This is a genomic window from Granulicatella sp. zg-84 (genome assembly GCF_010892375.1).
In the GTDB taxonomy this organism is placed as follows: domain Bacteria; phylum Bacillota; class Bacilli; order Lactobacillales; family Aerococcaceae; genus WM01.
Genome location: NZ_WNJX01000003.1, coordinates 46,340 through 68,172, shown reverse-complemented (window position 1 = coordinate 68,172; position 21,833 = coordinate 46,340). Strand labels below are relative to the sequence as shown.

Below are 21,833 nucleotides of genomic sequence, written 5' to 3'. Positions count from 1 at the left end.
ATCACCCAACTTTAGACGGTAAAAACTCATCTAGTATACTAATAAATAAAAAGTATCTTGATATACTTGTCATTGGTTCTAAGAAAATTACCTTATACTCTTTCGTTTGAATGGCTAACATACCATGCCATGACACATCATACCAATTTAACGCATTCCATTCATAAAAGACATCATGTAAGACAATACCCTCTTTAGAAATAACAAGTTCGTGCTCTTGCGTTGGTGTTAATGACATTTTAAAAGATGTGACATCTTCGTATAAATCAACAGAAAACATTTCCCCATTTTCTAATTCTTCTTGAACAAATGATTTCCAAACAGCTGTATGATCCTCTTGAAATAATTCAAAAGCCTGAGGAGGTAGCATTGCAGATAAAATAACTTGTTCATGTTGATCTGTTTCAAACACTAATGCCTTTGCCTGTTTATTTGTTTGTGGAATAAATGAATAGTTAATAATATCATGATAAAAATACGTTTCTTCTGTTTTACTATTTTTTATACCCAATTCGTAAAATTCAAACACACCCGTTTTCTGATGCTGTCTAACCGCGATATACCACATCGCCACAATCAGTCCAATACTCACTAATTGTACAAATAAAAACATAAAAGAAATACTCGGATAAGTACTGAAAAACGCTTTAATATACTGGCAAACTAAACACAACAATAATAAAATAACACTAAAAAATGCATAGAGAACAAGTACATCTCGTCGCATTTTAAATGTGTTCTTCAATATTCCCATTTCCATTTTGGGCACCTCCATTTGATATATCTTCTTTAAACTGATTTCTTCTTAATGTAAAATAATCCGGAACCGGATCTACGCCACCTTTAATAAAAGGATGACATCGACAAATTCTACCCATTGCCATCAGTGATCCTTTTAATGCTCCATGTTTTTCAATTGCTTCTAAAGCATAGTTAGAACACGTCGGTTCGTAACGACAGCTTGGAGGAAACAACGGGGAAATATAGTGCTGATATCCTTTTACCATACCTTTTGCTATTTTCTTCATAAACGTTTCTCCAAAAAACTATTCTTCCGTCTAGTATAACATAACTCATATCAAAGAAAAAGCTACCGTACTAATTCCAATAAAAAAGATTGCTATTCTTTCATAAAATAGCAATCTTTTTACATTTATCACGGTGGAGCCACTGTACCGAATTCTTCTGTTGCGGTTGTATTAATACGTGTTCTCAAAATTGTTGTAGTAAAATCATCTGGGTTCGCAGTTGGCAACTCATAATTTGGTGCTTTATTTGGTACCGATGACTTCAATTCCAATTTTGGCAACTCATAATTTGGCGCTTCATCCGGCACCGATGAGATTTTCATCGTTGGCAAGCTATAATTTGGTGCCTCGTTTGGTACTGACGACTTCAATTCCAATGTCGGTAAGTCGTAGCTTGGTGCTTCATCTGGTACTGATGAGATTTTTAGTGTCGGTAATGTATAACTTAATGGCTCTTCCGGTACTGACCATGTACCTTTTGTTGTCGTATAATATGGCTTGTATTGTTTCACAAGAATATACCCAACATACTCATAGCAGTCATGAATATTTTCTGGTGTATGTGTTACTCGCCCATTTTGAACTGTTGTCGACACATTATTCATTAAATAACTATGTGCATACACATGATTTGTATATAATAAACCAATATTAGCTCCTGAAAAAATCAAGAATAACGCAATCATTTTTGAACGTTTACGTTGCCATTTACCTAATACAATCGCCCCAATTAAACATAAACTACCTAATACAATTAAAGTTGTCGTAACTTCTTTTGTGCCTGTATGTGGTAAAACACTTAGTTTTTGTTTTGGTGTTACCACACACTCCCCTGTTTGTTTATAAACAAGAACTACTTGCGCATTTTCACTATATACCGAAAAATCAGGAGATGCGTAGACTATTTTGGATTTGTCTACTTTAGATAATTGAGCCATATCCACATGTTGATAAACGACCGTATTTTGTGTATACACTTCTGAACCAAGTGCTACTTGAGTCACACTACCAAAAACTAAACACAAAATACCTAAAATCTGTATCCATCGTTTCATAAAATCTCTCCTTTCTTTAATTTATTTTATCTATAATTTTTATAAATAAGACTAAAACATTGTACCCTCCCCCTTACGAATTTGTCAATCCTTATATTTTTAAAAAATCACTTTCAATCAAACAATAAATAATAATCTATAAAAAATTAACTTAATATAAGTTGGCACAATATCTCATAAGCGATACACATCATCAAAAATTCATTATAAAAGGATTATCCTATGAGTAATAAGACTAAATCTAAGAAAAATTGTCACAAAATCAATCAATGTAACATTATATCTATCAACTTTATTTATTAATACAGTTTAATGAACAAAAATCTAGTTCTATAATAAAAGTGTAAAATGAAGAAAAACACTACACACGTTCAAGACTAAATAAAAAAGCTCAAAAACTTGAGCCATTTAATCTAAAATAACGCCAATCTTAAAAGTATAAAAGATTACATATACTAAAAAATAAATACTTTCTTAAAACACTTTTATATTAAAAAATCCGTTCTCAAATATCTTATGAAATATGTATGTCACATATACTTATCGACTATCAAGAAACAAAGCAATACGAACTTTGACCTACAAAACGATTATACATACCACACAAATACTTTAATTATTTACGATATTTCTTATTCTGCCGAATTTTCTCTATTTTTTCTTTTGAATACAATTTTCATTGAAATCATGTGCAATGACCTATATACATAATACAATAATATTAAGAACTATTAACAAAACAAAAAGGAATGTATCACGAGCTGCCCATTGTAACTGTCGATATTTACTACGGTTTTCACCACCTTGGTATCCCCTAGCTTCCATAGCATTGGCTAATTCATCAGCACGTCGTAACTGTACTGCAAATAAAGGAATTAAAATTGGAATAACCGCCCTAATACGCTTGATAAAACTACCCTCATTAAAATCCACACCTCTTGAGCGCTGTGCATTCATAATCGTTTTGGTTTCATCTAAAATCGTTGGCACAAATCGCATTGCAATCGACATAATCAACGCAATTTCTTCAACAGGCACACCGATTTTTTTCAAAGGACGAATTAAACGTTCAATGGCATCTGCCAGCATAAGTGGATTAGTTGTTAATGATAGGACAGTCGCTGCACCAATAATTAACATAAATCGAAACGTCACAAACAATGCATTCCAAATACCAAGTGTTGTTACACTCACAAAAGAGAAAGAAAAAAGAATATCTCCCTCTTGTAATAAGAATATTTGTAAACTAGCTGTCACTAAAATAATCCACAACATCGGACGAATTCCTCTCCAAAAAAAAGAAAAAGAAACCTCTGATAATTTAACTGTTAACAGTAAACACATACTCAATAAAAGATAATCATAAATGGTGTTAGCTTGAAAAACAATCATCAAAAAGAAAATCGTTCCCAATAATTTTGCACGTGAATCAAGTCGATGAATGCGTGAATTTCCCGGAATATATCTACCCAATATCACATTGTCTAACATGAACGACCTCCTAATGCTTTCGTTAGTACATCAATTAAATCGGAAAAAGTTAAAACATCTTCCACATCACACCCTCTATGTCTTAAAGATTGCACAAACGCCATAGCTTGAGGAGTATCAATTTCTTGATTTTTCAACCACTCTCTATCTCTAAAAACACGTATTGGTGTATCCATTTTTTCAATTTTTCCTTGTTTTAAAACAACAACATTATCTGCATATAATGCCACATCATTCATTTGATGCGTTACTAACACAATCGTTAATCCATATTCTTTATGTAATGTATCAAATAATGTCATCATTTCCAAAGCCCCTCGCGGATCCAATCCAGCCGTCGGCTCATCTAGCACCAATATATCCGGTTCAATGGCTAAAATGCCTGCAATCGCCACACGTCTCATTTGCCCACCAGACAACTCAAAAGGAGAATGCGTAAAAAATCTCTCATCAATCCCCACCATGCTTAACGCTCGCTTCGCTTTTTGTTCAGCCTCTTCCTGACTAGCTCCAAAATTCATTGGACCGAACATTACATCTTTTAATACCGTTTCTTCAAATAACTGCGACTCCGGAAATTGAAATACAATACCAACCAATTTTCGTAACATTTTCAAGTTTTTTTCTTTTGTCTGATTTGTTATTGTATATTGCTCAATGCTCACCATTCCCTCAGTAGGTTTTAATAAAGCATTCAAATGTTGAATAAGTGTCGATTTGCCACTTCCTGTTTGCCCAATAACTGCTGTATAAGTGCCTTTTTCAATAGAAAACGATATATCTTGTAAACCCGTATAAGTAAAAGGTGTATCGGGTTGATAAATATAGTTTACTTGTTCAAAAGTAATCGACATACCCATTCCTCCAACTCTTGTAATGTCATATATTGCTCTGGGACACGTATCCCATTTTCCGCCAATGCTCGTTTTACTTTTTCTGCAAACGGTAATTCTAAGCCTAATGTTTCGATGTCTGTGACCGTACCAAAAATGTCGGCCGGGGTTCCCTCATATAAAAGGCACCCCCCATTCATCACGAATAATCTATCAGCAAGAGATGCCTCTTCAACATCATGCGTAATAGATAAAACCGTCATATCCAATGTTTGACGTAATGATTGTACAACATCAATCACACGTTTACGCCCTTTAGGGTCTAACATAGCCGTCGCTTCATCTAAAATAATAATATTGGGATGCAACGCTAAAACACCAGCAATCGCCACACGTTGCTTTTGTCCTCCCGATAAACGTGCAGGTTCTTTATCTTTATAATCACTCATCCCTACTAATGCCAAAGCTTCTTCCACACGCTGTTGCATGTCCTCTCTAGGTACACCTTGATTTTCTAAACCAAAGGCAACATCATCTTCCACCGTTGCACCCACAAATTGATTGTCAGGATTTTGAAACACCATACCCATACCTTGACGAATATCCCAAATTGTTTCTTGGGATAATTCTGTTTTATCAATACATATTTTTCCACTATCTGCCACAAGCAAGCCATTCAATAATTTTGCCAATGTTGATTTGCCAGAACCATTATGTCCAACAATGGCAACCCATTCTCCTTTTTTTACGTGAAAAGACACATTATCTAACGCTTGATGTTCTTTTGTGCCATCTTCTTTTTTATATGCATATGATAAATTTTCTACAACAATCATGTTTTACTCCATTTCATATTCTACCTAATCCAGCCAAACATAACGGATACAGCTAGCAAATTATTGATGAGATGCCACAATATAGCACACTCTAATGATTTTGTTTTGATTAAAATAAGCCCCATCGGTATACCTAACATAAAATAAGTCACAAAAGAGGTTACGGTCACACCCGCATGTGCTAAAGCAAATAAGGTGGTTGCCACTAAAAAACCAATCCATTTTTTATTTTTAAAAATATTTTGAATAAATAAACTTCTAAATAATAGTTCTTCTATAATAGGTCCCATCATCACAACAGCTAAAAAAATAGATACTTCACTAGATTTTGTCGCCAATGTTTCAATCGACTCTTGATTAACTAATGTTTCTTTAGGCAACAATTCAACGATATAGCCTGTCAAAAAATGGCACACAATACCTATAAGCAACATCCAGCCAATATTTTTTAGTGTTATCGAAGAAAATTTAAAATGTTCCATACGGTAACAAGACATAATCTTCAACATCAAAGGAAATATAATCATTTGTGCTATCGCTTGAGCCATAAACCAGTCTATAGTAAAACTTGTAACTAAAAGAACAGAAATAAAGCCTTGTAATACAAAAAAGCAAAGTATAAGCCAAATCGTACTCATCCATTTATCTTTTGTTGTCATCACTACACCTCCGCTTTTTATTCATTACATTATAACATTTTTTTATAAATAAGATATAATAAAAGTATGAACGGAGGTTTATAATGATACGAAAAGCAACGAAACAAGATATTGATGCCATTTATCCATTGATATATATTATTTGGGAAGATATGAATTATCCATTGCTACGTCTACTAGATAAGGATACTTTTCAAAAAACAATGTTACATATTTTAGCGGACGAACACGCAAAATTTAGTTACAAAAATGCGTGGGTTTACGAAAAAGAAAATCAAATTATTGGCGTATTATATGGATATGCCGGTCAAGACGAAAGACAATTTGATGAACATTTTCATACCTTTATTGATGCACATTTTCCTCACCTAAACATACGTCAATACGAAAGTAATCGTGAAAGTCACGACAATGAATGGTATTTAGACTCTTTAGTTGTTCATTCAAATTATCGTGGACAAGGGATTGCTTCAGCATTTTTTGATGTATTAAAAGACATCGTCGCTCCTTATCAACGCGTTGGTTTAAATTGCGAACAAGATAATCTTCAAGCAAAAAAACTGTACGAACGTCTTGGTTTTTCAACAGTTTATGAAATAGATTTTTTAGGGCATCTTTATTATCACATGGAAAAAAGTATTTCATCACTCTAAGTACAAAGACGATACCATCATAGTGGGCCGGAAAAAATATGTATACTTTTTAAATAGCAAAGACTTGAAAGCAACATATTCAACGAGTTGCTTTCAAGCTTTTTGCGTGTTATTGAAATAGATATTTGCTTTAAAATTAGCTTCCTTTTATGACCTAAGAAAAAATGAAACGTTTATGAAAAAAACCTTGTACTAAATATCTTTTTAAAGTATTCTTAAGATATGAAAGTGAGGAATTGTAATGACAAATATCGCATTAGAAAAAATTGTCCCTTCAGAAATTTTGGCATATAACGAACTATTTGCAAAAACAGAAGGCATTCATTTATTAACCATTGGTGCACCTGATTTTGATGTACCTGATTTTATTAAAGAGGCTGGGAAAAAAGCTATTGATGATGGATTTAATGGTTACTCATCATCAAAAGGTATGCCTGTTCTTATCGACGCTTTTGTTCACTTTTTAAAACGTCGATATGATTTATCTTATGATACTTCTCATATTATCGTTACAACTGGGGAATCTCAAGGACTTGCCGCTGTTTTACAAGCACTCATCAGCCCTGGAGATGCCGTTATTATTCCAACACCTGCTTTTCCACAATATGAATTATGCACACTTATCAATCACGGTGAAGTCGTGACAGTGGATACCTCTCACACACAATTTATTTTAACACCAGAGGCTTTAAGGCAAGCAAAAATCAATCACCCAAATGCAAAAGTGGTTATTTTAAATTATCCTTCAAATCCAACTGGTGTCACATATAGTCCCGAAGATTTAAAAACATTCGCTAAAACAGCAGACGAATTAGATTTAATTGTGATTAGTGATGAAATTTATAGCGAACTTGTTTACGATCAAAAACATGATTCAATCGCTCGTTATTTACCACACCGAACAATACTCTTAAATGGTGCCTCAAAGACGTATGCTATGACAGGTTGGCGCATTGGATTTATCGCTTGCCCTCCTGATTTATTTACACCTATTTTTAAAGCACATCAATCTAGCACGCCTGTTGGATCTCAGTTTGCCCATATTGCTGCAGCCACAGCGTTCAATGACGGAGATGCCGTTATTGCAATGATGAAACAAGCATACCAAGAACGACGTGATTTTATCGTCAAAGAACTATCCAACATGGGATTTGATGTCGCTTCTCCAGACGGTGCATTTTATGTATTCCCACGTATTCCACAACACTTGAATATGGACGACAAAACATTTGCACGTGAATTAGCCGTTCATGGAAAAGTCGGTGTTATCCCAGGATCTGTTTTTGGAAAAGGTGGCGAAAACTACATACGCATTAGTTATGCAACAAGTATGGATATTTTAAAAGAAAGTATGGAACGTATTCGACTATTCATTACAAACAAGCAAAATACTCAATAAATAGCAAGAAGTATTGCACTGACGCTTTCACACGTCAGTGCAATACTTTCTTATAATATATGATAAGAAAGGAACACCCTCAGCGATATTAAACGAACATTTAATTAGTCCACTCAATATGAAAGACGGTTCTTTCAATTGTAGAATTTGGGCAACAAAGACTGGAATTGTTCCACTCCTCGCGGTGCAGATAAACAACTACATGTAGCTAAGTGAAAAAATCATCCTTATAAAATAAATAGCATCTATTGTCACAACTGCTATGAATATGTCCACACTCGACGAAGCACCTCATGCCTATAAATCTTATCAAGAAATTATTCAACAGTAGATATTTTACCTATTTATAATTAAAAACTCGCTTAACAAAAATTAAACGTTGACTTAATTACTTCTTAGAGTTATACTCTTGTTAAATAAATGTTTAATTTTTTATTAAGGAGTTTTTTAATATGAAACGTATTTTACAAAACAAACTATTCATGACAAGTTTCACAGCAGATTTATTATCCAATTTCGGAGATACACTCTTTTACTTGGCACTGATGAACTATGTATTAGTTCTACCCGATGCAACACTTGCTATCTCAGCAATTTCCATCTCAGAACTTTTACCAACGCTAGCCGAAGTTTTTACAGGCTACTGGGCAGATAAAACAAAATACAAACTAAACACCATTTTAGCAACACTGTTTTTTAGAGTAATGATTTACTCCATTGTCGGTATACTAATGGGCTTTCAACCAGCTTTATGGATTGTTATCATTGTTGCTATTTTGAACTTCTTTTCTGATATTTCTGGACAGTACGAATCAGGACTTTTTACACCTATTTCTATCTACATCATCTCAGACGAAGACCGTGAACAAGCCATGTCTTTTAGACAAGCTATCTCTCAAGTAAGTCGTATCGGATTTTTGTCATTGGGTGGTCTATTTATTACCTGGTTTTCTTATCAACACATTGCGTTTATTAATGCCGGCACATTTTTAGTATCTGCACTTATTATGTTAAGTATTTATAAACCATTAAACAAACTCGTCCCAAAAGAAGTAAGTCACTCTACAAAAGATAAATCACATTTTTTCAATAATTTAAAAACAGCCTATGAAAATGTAAAAAGTTTACCTATCGTTTTTAAAACTTGTATCATTGCTATTTTCTTAAATGCCGTGTTTTCATCAGTAAACACACTCATGTTACGCTATATTCACGATTTACCAAACTTTTTTATCATTAACTCACAAACAACTTTAGTCATTATGTCAACAAGCATCACCATTTCAGGTATCATCGGTAGTGTATTAGGTATGACACTTTTAAAAAATACGTCATTAACCACTCTTTTAAAATGTGCCACTATCTCACCCGTTATCGTATACTTAGGATTCGGATTGGGAAATATTTATATTGTTGTTTTTGGTCTTATGTTAGTAGGTTTATTATCAAGTGCATTAAACCCAAAATTTAGTGCCATTATACTTAATTCTCTACCCAAAGATTCATTGGCAACAACACTAGGAGGACTAGGAACCGCTCTACAATCTGGGTATTTAGTTCTTGGTGTAACCGTGTCAACACTCATTACATTTATCCCACCTTACATTATCGTGTGGACTTTATTAGGATTTTCTTTATTATTAGTATTATATATTCTACTTTATGCAAAATTTGATACAATAGAAGAAAAATAAAAAGTAAGGATCGATACCATGCAATTACATTATTATCCACTTTATAGTAAATTTATTGAAATTTGTTGTTTACCCGAATTACTTATTGACGAAGAAACACTCTTAAGCGTCAAACAAAAAGATATTTTATTAAGTAATCTTCCTATAAAAACAGATGATGTGCTAGAATGTCTACAACCTTTGAAAAGCGATATTAAAAAATTCTATTTCAAAAATCTTCCTAAAATTGCATTACACTTATTTAATGTATATGTACCAGAAACCGTACAAACATTTACTGAAGGATTAAATATTCTACGTACCTTATCAAGCGAACAGATTATTGAGGGACTAGCATATTTATTCCATGAAGGAAAAATAAAAAAACAAAATACCATAGAAGATGTTTATCGACTGATTACACAAGCAGCTGACGCATTATCTGATTCAGATAAATGGAAACTCACAAACATACTGTATCAACCTAAAGAAATGATTGACCAATTATGCGATTTACTTCTAAAAATCGAAACGATTTATGATCCTTTTTATCAACAAATGCAAGAAGAACGCACAAATTTCGGTTCATCTCTAACAACTGCTGAAGCGTTAATCAATCAAATTCCTATTTTTGACAATCAATTATTAAATCACGACACAAAAAAAGACACCTGTACCGTTTGTGTTTTATCTCCCTTTTTCGCCTATTTTTTATTTAACGGGAGAGATACTTTATCAAATAAACCAGCAATTCTACTCATTGGGACACGCATGGTAGAATTATTAAACACAGCTAATGAACAATTAGATGATGATACATTTCACGAACTTGCTAAAATATTAGGTGATGCAACACGCTATAAAGTGATGTTAGCACTATCAAAAGGCACAAAAACAAAAGACATTGCCGAAACACTTAAAATGACCAGTGCTGCTGTTTCCTATCACACAAATAAACTAGCTTCTAATTTATTATTGATTTTTCAAAACGATGAACATTCGCAAGAGCAACCTATCAAATATCTTGTTAATAAAGATATTTTACGAGCGCTCATTCAAAAATTAGAAACCGACTTTGACTTAAATGAATAAAGAAAAAACGAAAAAGTTGCGGAAAATATCCGCAACTTTTTACAGGAGAAACTAAATTATTCTATAAAAATATAGTTTAATGTTTAGCGTTACTATCAGTTTATCGCTCTATAAAAGATTTGTCAACCCTTCATTGACTTGCTTTTTTTAGTTTGATAAAATGAGGTGTAATATCAAACAACGAGGTATAAAATGGACAAACAAAAAATTGAAGAAGCCGTTAAAATGATTATTGAAGCCGTGGGAGAAGACCCAACCAGAGAAGGACTTCTCGAAACACCTCAACGAGTTGCACGTATGTATGAAGAAATTTTTAGTGGTCTAAACCAAACAGCTGAACATCATTTATCAAAAACATTTGAATTGGTTGATAGTAGTGTCGTCATTGAAAAAAATATTCCATTTTATTCAATGTGTGAACATCACTTCTTACCATTCTGGGGGAAGGTTCACATTGCCTACATGCCAACTGGTCGTGTTGCAGGGCTTTCTAAATTAGCACGTACAGTTGATGTTTATGCCAAAAAACCACAATTACAAGAACGATTAAACTTAGAGATCGCCGAAGCAATTATGGAATATTTAAATGCATCCGGTGCTTTAGTCGTTATTGAAGCAGAGCACATGTGTATGAATATGCGTGGCGTCAAACGTCCCGGAACATCTACTGTGACTTCTATTAGTCGTGGGATTTTTGAAACAGATACAACATTAAAACAAGAAGTTTATAAATTAATGGGACTATAACACTCTCAGTGAAAAAACATCATGATGATGTTTTTTCACTGACTTTTCATTTAGCCATTTTTAAAGGAGCATATTATGGATTATATTGTCGTATCCGACTTACTCATTTTTGCCAATCATGGTGTTTTTCAAGAAGAAAAAACACTCGGACAAAAATTTTATTTAGATTTAAAACTAGGTTTATCCACACAACGTGCGGCTTTATCGAATGATTTAACAGCCTCTGTTCATTATGGAGAACTCGCACAACATATCACAACATTATTTCAGCAACAGTCGTATGATTTAATTGAAACATGTGCAGAAAAGATTGCACACTTTATTTTATCGACATATCCAATCGTTGATGAAGCACATGTACGTGTTAAAAAACCATGGGCTCCTATCACTCTACCTGTGGAGAGCGTCTATGTTGATATTGTCAGAAAAAGACATCGTGCTTTTTTAAGTTTAGGATCAAACATTGGTGACTCACAAGTACTTTTAGAAACAGCTATACAAAAATTAAATAATGCGTACATAAAAGTAACAAAACTTTCTTCTTTGTATCGCACAAAAGCATGGGGCTTAACAGACCAACCTGACTTTTTAAACCAAGTTATCGAAATCGAAACCTTTTATGAACCACAAACATTACTACAACACTTACAAAATATTGAGTTAGAGTTAGGACGTGAACGACACATACACTGGGGACCACGGACAATTGATATTGATATTTTGTTCTACGATAATCAAATCATTTATGAATCCAATTTAATTGTCCCTCATCCTTATATTCAAGAACGCACATTTGTTCTTGAACCAATGTGTGATATTGCTCCGCACTATATTCATCCCGTCCTACAAAAACCAATGCGCTATTTATTCGATACATTAAAAACAGATACAGCATCGCAATGATGTTGTATCTGTTTTTTATAAAATATGCACTATTTTCCACCATATCATATAAACAAATGCCAGTAAAATAAATGTCACGACTGTCATCGCCATTCCAAAACGTAGCATATACTTTTCAGAATAGTATTGCTTTGCCGTTCCAATCATGACCGTTGCTTGATGAAATGGTAATAAGAAATGAATATTGACAATAATATACGTCATCAATGTTATGATTTCAGGTCGATACCCTACTTCTTGTGTAAGTGGTAATAGAATTGGTAGTACTACCGACATTGTTGCCACAGATGAACCAATACACAAATGTAAAACCATGACAAGTAAAGCAATCATTAACAAGTATATATTAGACTGTTCAACTGGAATAAACTGCTTCAATGTTTGAAAAATAACAGCCGTAATGCCACTTTGTCCTAGTACTTTTCCAATACTAAATACGGTCATTAAAAATAACACAAAATGTGGATTTATCGCTTTTAAATCTTTTATACTAATAACACGTCCCCCATACATTACCAAAACGCCTGCTACAGCTGGAATAAATGCAGGAATAGAGTGCCATCTATACGTCATCCAACAAAAAATAATCGCCACCATTGTCAATAAAACAATGGATTGATTTCTTTTTGGTATTTGTTTTTCATTTTGCTTTGTTGGTGCAATCATACCTAAATGGAAATAAGATAAGTCATTTTTAAACACGATATAGACAGTCACAATCGTTACAATAGACGCTATTAGTGTTGGAACTGACATCAATGCAAACCAATGCTCAAATGTCAGTCGTTGCTTGACATGCTCTCCGGCAAACGTCAGTGCTGCTTGGTTAAGTACAATATCACCATTGTTAAAAAACATATACGTCATAACAACACCGATAAATCCGTTAAAAATAATAGCTTGTTTCGCTCGTTCTTCCTGTGGTGTTTTTGCCACAAGTAATCCATTCAAAATTGTTCCAATGATAATCACTCTCGCAAATGCTTGGGGAACAAGAAATACAAATAGTAGCCCGAATAAATACGGTACACTAAGCAGTGCAATCTTATTCGTTGCACTTTTCTTAAAAATCTTTTCAACATATTGATGCACAATACCAGTATTCATTATACCTACTGATAAAAGCATTGTCGTCATAATCAAGATATTCGTATCTGACCATACAAAACTAATCATATCAACCATATTTGTTTTTCCGAATATAGCGACCATAATCAAAAAAAATAGACATGCTAAACTTTTATGTACTGCCTCCGTTGCCCAAAGAGCAGCAGAACATATCAAACTAGAAAATAAAAGACTTTGTTCTAGTGTCATATTTAAAGGGTTAACGTAAGCAATCAATGCCGATACCGTGAGAATAATGCTTAACGGCACCCATTTTATGTGTTTTACCATACGGTAAACCTCCTCTATAAGATGTAAAAGCATCTAAACAGTGTTTACCTATTTGTATGGTAAACAGCGGACGCAATCATTAGTCGCATGATACTCATTTCGTTTCGTGACAACATCCCATTCACGAACACTTAACGCTAATGATTTACTCTGTTTCATCAATTAACTCGCTTTCCAGAAAATATTATACAATATCGTTTATTTAAAATACAAGATATTTTACGGACGTTTAAAAGGAGTACATCATCATGTACTCCTTTTACCAAATGATTATTGATAAGCCTTCAAATTTTCATCTTCTACTTGTTCAACCATGCGTACAGCATCTGCAATTTTTATTGCCATAAGGTGTTTCGGTATCGTATGAACACGTAACACTTCAACACCTTGAACGGCTGCTAATGCCGTTAAAACAGCAGATGCCTCATCTCTATTATCCACACCTTTTTCAGATGACATATCCACATCAAAATGATTTTCTTCTAATAATGTCGTAATAAATCTTTTTCTAGAAACACCTAAAAAAGCACAACACCCTAATTGATGTATATCACTTAAATGATTTAACAACATAAAATTCTCACGTTTCGTTAACCCAAAACCAATTCCCACATCTAACATCATTCTGTTTTTTGAAATACCATTTTTTTGTGCAATAGATAACACTTTTTTAAAATAATATGACATCACATCATGAATTGGCATACTATCAAATGTGAATTGCTCTTTCTCAGTAAACACATCTTCCTTTGTAAATTTTGGAAAAATTTTTGAACTTTCATGGTGAGGTCTAGCAATAACAGGATTAAACATCGCAATAAATCCTACATCAGAATTACCAATGACCTTTGCCATATTCTTATCACCTAATAAACCAGTAATATCATTAATAATATCTACACCTGCATCAATAGCCGCTTGAGCTACTTCAGATTTCCATGTGTCTACTGAAATAGGAATATCACTAAAAGATTTTATCGCTTTAACAACGGGGACAACACGATTTATTTCTTCTTGTATGTCCACATAGGTACTTCCCGGTCTAGTGGACTCCCCACCAATATCTAACATTTTTGCCCCTTGAGCAATCAATTCTTTTGCTCTTTGTACCGCTAACTCAACACCAAAATACTTCCCACCATCAGAAAAAGAATCCGGTGTCACATTGATAATGCCACATAGAACTGTTTCTTTACAATCTAATGTATCCTCTCTATAGTAAAATTGTCTTTCCATATACCTATCGCTCCTCATTACACATAACGCTACATATTATTGTAACATATTTTTTACAACTATATACATTTCATCATAAGGAGGCACTCATGAAAAACAAATCGCAAACCATTTTAAAAATATCTCTATTATTTATCATAAATATGATTGTACTAAATATACTTTCTAATCTCGGATTTTATATTGTGATGAACGAAAAAAGTTACCAATTCCCTCCACTATTCTCAACGGTAGTATTGCTACTTATTATAAAAGCACTTAAAAAATAAATTTATTAAATAGGGTTGATGGCGTAAGCCATCAACCCTAAAAATATAGAACCATAAAATCCGTCACAGAACTTTACGTCATTATATAAATAAAAAAACTAATGAAGACTCATTAGTAGAATTGTTTGTATTATCACGGGAATACTCCCGTGATAATACAGCGAGCTAGACTAAGTATTTATATAGCAATACTAACATCATAACGCTCTATTTAATTAAACCAATTCAATAATTACCATTGAAGCGCCATCGCCACGACGTGTTTCAGTTTTCAAAATACGTGTGTAGCCACCTTGACGTTCACTGTAACGACTTGCTAAGTCATTGAATAATTTTTGTAATACTGATTCAACAACAATTGTACCTTCTTCTTCACGTACAGATGCTACTTCATTACGTAAAAACGCTGCAGCTTGGCGACGTGTGTGTAATGTACCACGTTTACCTAAAGTAATCATTTTTTCTGCTGTTGAGCGAATTTCTTTCGCACGTGCTTCTGTTGTTACAATACGTTCATTTATCAATAAGTCAGTTGTCAAATCACGTAACATTGCTTTTCTTTGTGCACTATTACGTCCTAATTTACGGTAAGCCATGGGTATCCTCCTTTACTTTGATACTAATCTTCTTGACGTAATGTCAAGTTTAATTCAATTAGTTTGTTACGCACTTCTTCTAAAGATTTGCGTCCAAGATTACGCACTTTAATCATTTCTGCCTCTGTTTTATCAGTTAACTCTTGAACAGTGTTGATACCTGCACGTTTTAAACAGTTATAAGAACGAACAGATAAATCTAACTCTTCAATCGTCATTTCTAGCATTTTTTCTTTATGCGTGTCTTCCTTCTCTACCATGATTTCAACTTTACGAGCTTGTTCATTTAAGTTGACAAACACATCTAAATGCTCTGTTAAAATTTTAGCTGATAAACTAATCGCTGCTTCAGGACTGATTGAACCATCTGTCCAAACATCTAATGTCAATTTATCATAAATATTTTTTTGACCAATTCTAGTGTTTTCAACTTGATAATTCACACGACTAACAGGAGTGTAAATGGAATCAATCGGTAATACACCAATCGGCATATCTTCACGTTTATTGTACTCTGAACGTACGTATCCTCTACCTGCTCTTGCACTTAAATTCATTTTTAAATGTGCGCCGTCTGCGACTGTACAAATGTATAAATCTGGATTTAAGATATCAACATCACTTGTTGGTGTAATGTCACCAGCTGTTACAACAGCAGGACCTACAATATTCAACTCTAATGTTTTTTCTGTTACATCGTTCAATTTCAATGCAAGCTTTTTGATATTTAAAATCATTGTCGCTACATCTTCAACAACACCTGGTACTGTTGAAAATTCATGTAGTACACCTTCAATTTGTATATCTGTAATAGCTGCTCCTGGTAATGAAGACAACAAAATACGACGTAGTGAATTTCCAAGGGTGGTTCCGTAACCGCGTTCTAGTGGTTCAACAACGAATTTACCAAATTTGGCGTCTTCGCTGATCTCAATCGTCTCAATTTTAGGTTTTTCAATTTCGATCATTTTCTACTATACCCCTCTCCGATGGAACAGTACATGATGACATACTGTTTTAAACTACTCAACAATGTCTATACATTGTTTGTTATCATTTTATGTTTTCGTAAAACTTTAACTGTCCCGTTTCACTATACACGACGACGTTTTGGAGGACGACATCCATTATGTGGAATAGGTGTTACGTCACGAATTGCTGTGATTTCTAAACCTGCTGCTTGTAATGAGCGAATAGCTGATTCACGACCTGAACCTGGTCCTTTAACAGATACTTCCACTGTTTTCATACCGTGTTCCATTGAGCCTTTAGCAGCAGATTCAGCAGCCATTTGAGCAGCAAATGGTGTTGATTTTTTAGAACCTTTAAATCCTAAAGCACCTGCTGATGACCATGCTACTGCATTACCATGAACATCAGTAATCATAACAATTGTATTATTGAATGTTGAACGGATATGTGCAATACCTGTCTCAATATTTTTTTTCACACGACGTTTACGTGTCACTTTTTTTGCCATGAAAGACTAACCTCCCTTATTTATTATTTTTTCTTACCTGCAATTGCTTTTGCTGGGCCTTTACGCGTACGCGCATTATTTTTAGTGTTTTGTCCACGAACTGGTAAACCACGACGATGACGCATGCCTCTATAAGAACCAATTTCAATCAATCGTTTAATGTTTAAGCTCACTTCACGACGAAGATCGCCTTCAACTTTTAGTTTATCTACTTCCGCACGAATACGGTCTAATTGTTCGTTTGATAAATCACGTACACGAATTTCTTCTGAAACATCAGCTGCTGCTAAAATTTCTTGAGAAGTTTTCTTTCCAATACCATAAATATATGTTAATGAAATTACTACACGTTTGTCACGTGGTATGTCTACACCTGCAATACGAGCCATTCTTTAGGTACCTCCTTTTTTAATTATCCTTGACGTTGTTTGTGTTTTGGATTTTCACAAATTACCATCACACGACCATTGCGTTTAATAACTTTACATTTTTCGCAGATTGGTTTAACTGAAGCTCTAACTTTCATTTTTTTGCCTCCTCATAATAAAACGATATAGTATCATTTGTTTACATTAGATTATCTCATTTATTTGACGGAGTATAATTATTTAAAGCGATAAGTAATTCTGCCACGAGTTAAATCATACGGTGATAACTCAACAGTTACTTTATCTCCGGGTAATATACGGATGTAATGCATTCTTATTTTACCAGAAACATGCGCCAATACAATATGACCGTTTTCAAGTTCGACTTTAAACATTGCATTTGGCAAAGTCTCAACGACTGTTCCTTCAATTTCAATCACATCGTCTTTCGCCACGCCTTAAAACCTCCTTAGCTTTCAAGCTTATTACGCTCTAACCTGTTAATTATACCATATCACGCTTTTTTTGAAAAGTGAATATGGCTATTTTTCAATAATTTTACGGACATTATCAAAAACTATATTGATGTCTTCTTCACCATTCACATTGAAAAGAACATTTTTTTCTTGATAATAATCCAACAAAGGTTTTGTTTGTTTTAAATTAACTTGAATACGATTTTCAACCGTTTCAGGTTTATCGTCTTCACGTTGATAGAAATCATGATTTCCACAACGATCACATGTTCCTTCCACTTTTGGTGGATTATTTAATGTATGGTATGTTGCACCACAATCACGACAAATAATTCTTCCTGTTAAACGTGCTTTTAAAACTTCTGGATTTACATCAATATTAATGACTGCATCTACTTGTTTTCCAAGCTCTAATAATATCGCATCTAATGCTTGTGCTTGGTTCACTGTACGAGGAAATCCATCTAATAAAAATCCGTTAACAGTATCAGATTGTGCCAATCTTTCTTTGACAATACCATTTGTCACTTCATCAGGTACTAATTCGCCTTTATCCATAAAAGATTTTGCTTGTAGACCTAATGGTGTACCGTTTTTTATCGCCGCTCTAAACATATCTCCTGTTGAAATGTGTGGAAAATGATAGGTATCGACAATTTTTTCAGCCTGTGTTCCTTTTCCAGCACCAGGTAATCCCATTAAGATAATATTCATATTGTTTCTCCTCTATCTAATACAAGATAAAGTGTGACAAAAGCAAGAATAACACTTCAAGCTTTTGCCTAGCACCCTATTGAATAAAACCATGATATTTACGTTTAATCAATTTACCTTGAATTTGTTTCGTTGTTTCTAAAATAACACCGATAATGATTAGTAAGTTTGTACCAAGTAACGCTAAATTAGGCGGCCAACCTGGAATAAATACAGACGCAAAATTTGGGATTGCCGCAATCAATGCTAAATAAACAGCACCAACTGTACTTAATCTCATTAACAATTTAGAAATATAATTTTCTGTACCTTTCCCCGGTCTAACACTAATAATGTATCCACCTTGTTTTTGCAAGTTTTCAGCCACTTTTTCAGGATTTACTTGCACAAACGCGTAGAAGAACGTAAATAATACAATCAATGTAATATAAACCGTTGCTCCTAGAACAGTACGATAATTAAACGCATTGTTTAATAGGACAAACCATGCTTCACCTTTATATGTTGCTGCAAAAAGGTTTAAAATTGTTGCAGGTATCAATAAGAATGAACTTGCAAAAATAACAGGAATCACACCGGCTGAGTTAATTTTTAATGGTAAATATGCCATTTGACTTGCGCCATTAGCACGTTTTGAATATTGTACAGATATTTTGCGTTTTGCTTGTTCCATAAAGATAACAAACATAATCATTGCTAATATCAATACAATAATACCTACCACAATAGATATGTTAATCCATAATGGCTGTGCATCACTAGCTAAGTATTTCATGAAGAGTGTGTATAATTGAGCAGGCAACTGTGCAACAATCCCTGCAAAAATAATCATAGACACACCATTACCGACACCTTTTTGTGTGATTTGCTCACCTAACCACATTACAAGCATTGTACCTGTTGTTAAAATGAGAGCAATAAGCATATAACCACCCATAGAAGTATCGCGTACTAAACCATATCCTGTTAATGCGTTAAAACCAAAAGATACACCGATTGCTTGAATAAACCCTAAAACAATTGTGAAATAAACAGTCGCTTTATTTAATTTACGACGACCAACCTCACCTTGTTTTGCCCATTCAGTAAATCTTGGAATGATATCCATTTGTAATAACTGCACAATGATAGAGGCCGTAATATATGGAGAAACACCCAATGCAAAGATTGAGTATTGTCTTAATGCGCCTCCACCAAATGTATTTAAAATACTAAATAAACTATTTCCACTTTCCGATAAAGTTGATAATGCTGCTGCATTAACGCCAGGAACAGTAATATGTGCTCCTATACGGAAAATGACAAGAATCATAAAAGTGTAAAATATTCTATTACGGACATCTTTTACTTGGAATGCAGATTTCAATAATGAGAACATTAAATCACCTCAACAGTTCCACCAGCAGCTTCAATTGCTTCTTTGGCTACTTTTGAGAATTTGTGTGCTTTAACAGACAATTTTCTCTCTAATGCTCCATTAGCTAAAATTTTAACACCTGATAATTCTTTTTTCACTAATCCCATTTCTACTAATGCTGCTGGAGTTACTTCAGCACCATCTTCAAAACGGTTTAAATCAGTTAAATTCACAATTACATATTCTTTACGGTTGATATTATTGAAACCACGTTTTGCAATACGTTTGAATAATGGAGTTTGACCCCCTTCAAAACCTAATCTCACACCACCGCCTGAACGTGCTTTTTGACCTTTTTGTCCACGACCAGATGTTTTTCCGTTTCCAGAACCTTGACCACGACCTACACGATTACGTACGTGACGTGAACCTTCGGCTGGTTTTAATGTATGAAGTTCCATGTTAACTAGGCACCTCCTTTTATATTTTTCTATAAAATTAAATTTCTTCTACTTCAACTAAGTGAGAAACTGTACGAACCATACCTTTAATCGCATCGTTAGCTGGTTTAACCACTTGTTTATGTGGTTTTGTTAAACCTAATGCTTTACATGTATCGATTTGATTTTGAGGACGTCCGATTAAGCTACGTTTTAAAGTGATTTTTAATTCTGCCATCTCTTTTTGTCCTCCTCTTACAATTCTTCTACTGATTTGCCACGTAATTTAGCAACTTCTTCAGCACGTTTTAATTGTTTTAATCCTTCTACTGTTGCACGTACCATGTTAATTGGTGTGTTTGATCCTAAAGATTTACTTGTAATATCAGCAACACCTGCTAATTCAACAACGGCACGAACAGGACCACCCGCTGCAACTCCTGAACCGGCTGGAGCTGGTTTTAACAATACATTACCGCCACAGAAACGACCAATTACTTCGTGTGGGATTGTAGAACCAACAACTGGTACTTCAATCAAGTTTTTCTTAGCGTCTTCGATAGCTTTACGGATAGCTTCAGGTACTTCTTGAGCTTTACCTGTACCAAATCCTACGTGACCATTTTTGTCACCAACAACAACTAACGCAGCAAAACGTAAACGACGTCCACCTTTTACAACTTTAGTAACACGGTTAATAGCAACAACACGTTCTTCTAATTCTAATTTTGTTGGGTCAATAAAAACCATGAATGGGTATCCTCCTTCTTTTAAAATTCTAGTCCATTTTCGCGTGCAGCTTCAGCTAAAGCTTTAACGCGGCCATGGTATAGATAACCACCACGGTCGAAGACTACTTGCTTAATATTTTTTTCAGCAGCTCTTTGAGCAATTAGTTTACCAACTGAAACTGCTTCTTCAGATTTTGTAGCTTTTGACACTTCTTTATCTAAAGTTGAGGCACTTGCTAGCGTCACACCCGCTACGTCATCAATTAATTGAGCGTAGATGTGTTTATTAGAACGGAAAACGTTCAAGCGTGGGCACTCAGCAGTACCAGAAATTTTGTTTCTTACACGCGCATGACGAGCTTGGCGCATTTTATTTTTATCTGGTTTTGTAATCACGAT

At 34.1% G+C, this 21,833-nt stretch carries 27 protein-coding genes and 1 riboswitch; of the genes, 6 read left to right on the top strand and 21 right to left on the bottom strand.

Annotated features, from left to right (window positions below; genetic code table 11):
* Position 1: 1 nt before the first annotated feature.
* The 7 genes from GMA06_RS01450 to GMA06_RS01420 form a co-directional block, all read right to left on the bottom strand.
* Complete coding sequence (locus GMA06_RS01450; RefSeq protein ID WP_163561454.1) at positions 2–760, bottom strand: hypothetical protein; 759 nt, start codon at positions 758–760, stop codon at positions 2–4.
* Complete coding sequence (gene yidD, locus GMA06_RS01445; protein ID WP_163561453.1) at positions 729–1,028, bottom strand: membrane protein insertion efficiency factor YidD; 300 nt, start codon at positions 1,026–1,028, stop codon at positions 729–731. The genes GMA06_RS01450 and yidD overlap by 32 nt, the downstream gene beginning before the upstream one ends.
* Before the next feature lie 128 nt (positions 1,029–1,156).
* Positions 1,157–2,083: an LPXTG cell wall anchor domain-containing protein gene (locus GMA06_RS01440; RefSeq protein ID WP_163561452.1), complete on the bottom strand. Its 927-nt coding sequence runs from the start codon at positions 2,081–2,083 to the stop codon at positions 1,157–1,159.
* Between the two features lie 699 nt (positions 2,084–2,782).
* Positions 2,783–3,574 (bottom strand): energy-coupling factor transporter transmembrane protein EcfT, encoded by a 792-nt coding sequence (locus GMA06_RS01435; RefSeq protein WP_163545326.1) that lies wholly within the window; start codon positions 3,572–3,574, stop codon positions 2,783–2,785.
* The gene (locus tag GMA06_RS01430; protein ID WP_163561451.1) at positions 3,568–4,428 is read right to left on the bottom strand and encodes an energy-coupling factor transporter ATPase; all 861 of its coding nucleotides are present in this window, start codon (positions 4,426–4,428) and stop codon (positions 3,568–3,570) included. The genes GMA06_RS01435 and GMA06_RS01430 overlap by 7 nt, the downstream gene beginning before the upstream one ends.
* Positions 4,404–5,243 carry an energy-coupling factor ABC transporter ATP-binding protein gene (locus tag GMA06_RS01425; RefSeq protein WP_163561450.1) on the bottom strand — a complete coding sequence of 280 codons (840 nt, stop codon included), beginning with the start codon at positions 5,241–5,243 and terminating at the stop codon, positions 4,404–4,406. The genes GMA06_RS01430 and GMA06_RS01425 overlap by 25 nt, the downstream gene beginning before the upstream one ends.
* A gap of 20 nt (positions 5,244–5,263) precedes the next feature.
* Complete coding sequence (locus GMA06_RS01420; protein ID WP_163561449.1) at positions 5,264–5,902, bottom strand: type II CAAX endopeptidase family protein; 639 nt, start codon at positions 5,900–5,902, stop codon at positions 5,264–5,266.
* Positions 5,903–5,985: 83 nt separating this feature from the next.
* Here GMA06_RS01420 and GMA06_RS01415 point away from each other — a divergent pair, with 83 nt between their 5' ends.
* The 6 genes from GMA06_RS01415 to folK all read left to right on the top strand — a co-directional run bounded on the left by GMA06_RS01415 (position 5,986) and on the right by folK (position 12,369).
* A complete protein-coding gene (locus GMA06_RS01415; protein WP_163561448.1) occupies positions 5,986–6,555 on the top strand; it encodes a GNAT family N-acetyltransferase in 570 nt (189 codons plus the stop codon).
* A 241-nt stretch (positions 6,556–6,796) separates the two neighbouring features.
* Entirely contained in the window at positions 6,797–7,954 is a 1,158-nt protein-coding gene (locus tag GMA06_RS01410) for an aminotransferase class I/II-fold pyridoxal phosphate-dependent enzyme (protein WP_163561447.1), read from the top strand.
* A gap of 452 nt (positions 7,955–8,406) precedes the next feature.
* Positions 8,407–9,648: an MFS transporter gene (locus GMA06_RS01405; RefSeq protein ID WP_163561446.1), complete on the top strand. Its 1,242-nt coding sequence runs from the start codon at positions 8,407–8,409 to the stop codon at positions 9,646–9,648.
* An 18-nt stretch (positions 9,649–9,666) separates the two neighbouring features.
* Positions 9,667–10,719: a winged helix-turn-helix domain-containing protein gene (locus tag GMA06_RS01400; RefSeq protein ID WP_163561445.1), complete on the top strand. Its 1,053-nt coding sequence runs from the start codon at positions 9,667–9,669 to the stop codon at positions 10,717–10,719.
* A 192-nt stretch (positions 10,720–10,911) separates the two neighbouring features.
* On the top strand, positions 10,912–11,466 hold the full coding sequence (gene folE / locus GMA06_RS01395) for a GTP cyclohydrolase I FolE (RefSeq protein ID WP_163545334.1): 555 nt from the start codon (positions 10,912–10,914) through the stop codon (positions 11,464–11,466).
* Positions 11,467–11,541: 75 nt separating this feature from the next.
* Positions 11,542–12,369, top strand: coding sequence for a 2-amino-4-hydroxy-6-hydroxymethyldihydropteridine diphosphokinase (gene folK, locus GMA06_RS01390; RefSeq protein ID WP_163561444.1), 828 nt, complete (start codon positions 11,542–11,544; stop codon positions 12,367–12,369).
* Positions 12,370–12,384: 15 nt separating this feature from the next.
* Here the strand turns inward: folK and GMA06_RS01385 are convergent, their stop codons facing one another.
* The 14 genes from GMA06_RS01385 to rplR all read right to left on the bottom strand — a co-directional run bounded on the left by GMA06_RS01385 (position 12,385) and on the right by rplR (position 21,830).
* Positions 12,385–13,767: an SLC13 family permease gene (locus GMA06_RS01385; RefSeq protein ID WP_163561443.1), complete on the bottom strand. Its 1,383-nt coding sequence runs from the start codon at positions 13,765–13,767 to the stop codon at positions 12,385–12,387.
* A gap of 62 nt (positions 13,768–13,829) precedes the next feature.
* Positions 13,830–13,922, bottom strand: a riboswitch (THF riboswitch).
* A 115-nt stretch (positions 13,923–14,037) separates the two neighbouring features.
* Positions 14,038–15,003 (bottom strand): dihydropteroate synthase, encoded by a 966-nt coding sequence (gene folP, locus GMA06_RS01380; protein ID WP_163561442.1) that lies wholly within the window; start codon positions 15,001–15,003, stop codon positions 14,038–14,040.
* Between the two features lie 484 nt (positions 15,004–15,487).
* Positions 15,488–15,868, bottom strand: a complete 381-nt coding sequence (gene rplQ / locus GMA06_RS01375) for a 50S ribosomal protein L17 (protein ID WP_163545338.1) — start codon at positions 15,866–15,868, stop codon at positions 15,488–15,490.
* Between the two features lie 23 nt (positions 15,869–15,891).
* Positions 15,892–16,836 carry a DNA-directed RNA polymerase subunit alpha gene (locus tag GMA06_RS01370; RefSeq protein WP_163561441.1) on the bottom strand — a complete coding sequence of 315 codons (945 nt, stop codon included), beginning with the start codon at positions 16,834–16,836 and terminating at the stop codon, positions 15,892–15,894.
* Positions 16,837–16,961: 125 nt separating this feature from the next.
* Complete coding sequence (gene rpsK / locus GMA06_RS01365) at positions 16,962–17,348, bottom strand: 30S ribosomal protein S11 (RefSeq protein WP_163545340.1); 387 nt, start codon at positions 17,346–17,348, stop codon at positions 16,962–16,964.
* A 23-nt stretch (positions 17,349–17,371) separates the two neighbouring features.
* Positions 17,372–17,737, bottom strand: a complete 366-nt coding sequence (gene rpsM / locus GMA06_RS01360) for a 30S ribosomal protein S13 (protein WP_163545341.1) — start codon at positions 17,735–17,737, stop codon at positions 17,372–17,374.
* A 23-nt stretch (positions 17,738–17,760) separates the two neighbouring features.
* The gene (rpmJ, locus tag GMA06_RS01355; protein WP_050738992.1) at positions 17,761–17,874 is read right to left on the bottom strand and encodes a 50S ribosomal protein L36; all 114 of its coding nucleotides are present in this window, start codon (positions 17,872–17,874) and stop codon (positions 17,761–17,763) included.
* Between the two features lie 78 nt (positions 17,875–17,952).
* Positions 17,953–18,171, bottom strand: a complete 219-nt coding sequence (infA, locus tag GMA06_RS01350; protein ID WP_034551736.1) for a translation initiation factor IF-1 — start codon at positions 18,169–18,171, stop codon at positions 17,953–17,955.
* Positions 18,172–18,258: 87 nt separating this feature from the next.
* Positions 18,259–18,906: an adenylate kinase gene (locus GMA06_RS01345; protein ID WP_163545342.1), complete on the bottom strand. Its 648-nt coding sequence runs from the start codon at positions 18,904–18,906 to the stop codon at positions 18,259–18,261.
* A gap of 76 nt (positions 18,907–18,982) precedes the next feature.
* Entirely contained in the window at positions 18,983–20,284 is a 1,302-nt protein-coding gene (gene secY, locus GMA06_RS01340; protein ID WP_163545343.1) for a preprotein translocase subunit SecY, read from the bottom strand.
* Positions 20,284–20,724 carry a 50S ribosomal protein L15 gene (gene rplO, locus GMA06_RS01335; RefSeq protein WP_163545344.1) on the bottom strand — a complete coding sequence of 147 codons (441 nt, stop codon included), beginning with the start codon at positions 20,722–20,724 and terminating at the stop codon, positions 20,284–20,286. The genes secY and rplO overlap by 1 nt, the downstream gene beginning before the upstream one ends.
* 37 nt (positions 20,725–20,761) lie before the next feature.
* Entirely contained in the window at positions 20,762–20,941 is a 180-nt protein-coding gene (gene rpmD / locus GMA06_RS01330) for a 50S ribosomal protein L30 (protein WP_163545345.1), read from the bottom strand.
* Between the two features lie 17 nt (positions 20,942–20,958).
* On the bottom strand, positions 20,959–21,453 hold the full coding sequence (rpsE, locus tag GMA06_RS01325) for a 30S ribosomal protein S5 (protein ID WP_163545346.1): 495 nt from the start codon (positions 21,451–21,453) through the stop codon (positions 20,959–20,961).
* 20 nt (positions 21,454–21,473) lie between these two features.
* Entirely contained in the window at positions 21,474–21,830 is a 357-nt protein-coding gene (rplR, locus tag GMA06_RS01320) for a 50S ribosomal protein L18 (RefSeq protein WP_163545347.1), read from the bottom strand.
* Between the last annotated feature and the right edge of the window lie 3 nt (positions 21,831–21,833).

Bases quoted from the DNA above. Each gene is read 5' to 3' on its own strand.
- GMA06_RS01420 (WP_163561449.1), bottom strand. From the start codon at position 5,902: ATGACAACAAAAGATAAATGGATGAGTACGATTTGGCTTATACTTTGC.
- GMA06_RS01430 (WP_163561451.1), bottom strand. From the start codon at position 4,428: ATGTCGATTACTTTTGAACAAGTAAACTATATTTATCAACCCGATACA.
- GMA06_RS01405 (WP_163561446.1), top strand. From the start codon at position 8,407: ATGAAACGTATTTTACAAAACAAACTATTCATGACAAGTTTCACAGCA.
- GMA06_RS01450 (WP_163561454.1), bottom strand. From the start codon at position 760: ATGGAAATGGGAATATTGAAGAACACATTTAAAATGCGACGAGATGTA.
- rpmJ (WP_050738992.1), bottom strand. From the start codon at position 17,874: ATGAAAGTTAGAGCTTCAGTTAAACCAATCTGCGAAAAATGTAAAGTT.
- secY (WP_163545343.1), bottom strand. From the start codon at position 20,284: ATGTTCTCATTATTGAAATCTGCATTCCAAGTAAAAGATGTCCGTAAT.
- GMA06_RS01415 (WP_163561448.1), top strand. From the start codon at position 5,986: ATGATACGAAAAGCAACGAAACAAGATATTGATGCCATTTATCCATTG.
- rplQ (WP_163545338.1), bottom strand. From the start codon at position 15,868: ATGGCTTACCGTAAATTAGGACGTAATAGTGCACAAAGAAAAGCAATG.
- GMA06_RS01440 (WP_163561452.1), bottom strand. From the start codon at position 2,083: ATGAAACGATGGATACAGATTTTAGGTATTTTGTGTTTAGTTTTTGGT.
- GMA06_RS01400 (WP_163561445.1), top strand. From the start codon at position 9,667: ATGCAATTACATTATTATCCACTTTATAGTAAATTTATTGAAATTTGT.
- rpsE (WP_163545346.1), bottom strand. From the start codon at position 21,453: ATGGTTTTTATTGACCCAACAAAATTAGAATTAGAAGAACGTGTTGTT.
- rpsM (WP_163545341.1), bottom strand. From the start codon at position 17,737: ATGGCTCGTATTGCAGGTGTAGACATACCACGTGACAAACGTGTAGTA.
- GMA06_RS01345 (WP_163545342.1), bottom strand. From the start codon at position 18,906: ATGAATATTATCTTAATGGGATTACCTGGTGCTGGAAAAGGAACACAG.
- yidD (WP_163561453.1), bottom strand. From the start codon at position 1,028: ATGAAGAAAATAGCAAAAGGTATGGTAAAAGGATATCAGCACTATATT.
- rpsK (WP_163545340.1), bottom strand. From the start codon at position 17,348: ATGGCAAAAAAAGTGACACGTAAACGTCGTGTGAAAAAAAATATTGAG.
- GMA06_RS01425 (WP_163561450.1), bottom strand. From the start codon at position 5,243: ATGATTGTTGTAGAAAATTTATCATATGCATATAAAAAAGAAGATGGC.
- GMA06_RS01370 (WP_163561441.1), bottom strand. From the start codon at position 16,836: ATGATCGAAATTGAAAAACCTAAAATTGAGACGATTGAGATCAGCGAA.
- folP (WP_163561442.1), bottom strand. From the start codon at position 15,003: ATGGAAAGACAATTTTACTATAGAGAGGATACATTAGATTGTAAAGAA.
- folE (WP_163545334.1), top strand. From the start codon at position 10,912: ATGGACAAACAAAAAATTGAAGAAGCCGTTAAAATGATTATTGAAGCC.
- GMA06_RS01410 (WP_163561447.1), top strand. From the start codon at position 6,797: ATGACAAATATCGCATTAGAAAAAATTGTCCCTTCAGAAATTTTGGCA.
- folK (WP_163561444.1), top strand. From the start codon at position 11,542: ATGGATTATATTGTCGTATCCGACTTACTCATTTTTGCCAATCATGGT.
- GMA06_RS01385 (WP_163561443.1), bottom strand. From the start codon at position 13,767: ATGGTAAAACACATAAAATGGGTGCCGTTAAGCATTATTCTCACGGTA.
- GMA06_RS01435 (WP_163545326.1), bottom strand. From the start codon at position 3,574: ATGTTAGACAATGTGATATTGGGTAGATATATTCCGGGAAATTCACGC.
- rpmD (WP_163545345.1), bottom strand. From the start codon at position 20,941: ATGGCAGAATTAAAAATCACTTTAAAACGTAGCTTAATCGGACGTCCT.
- rplO (WP_163545344.1), bottom strand. From the start codon at position 20,724: ATGGAACTTCATACATTAAAACCAGCCGAAGGTTCACGTCACGTACGT.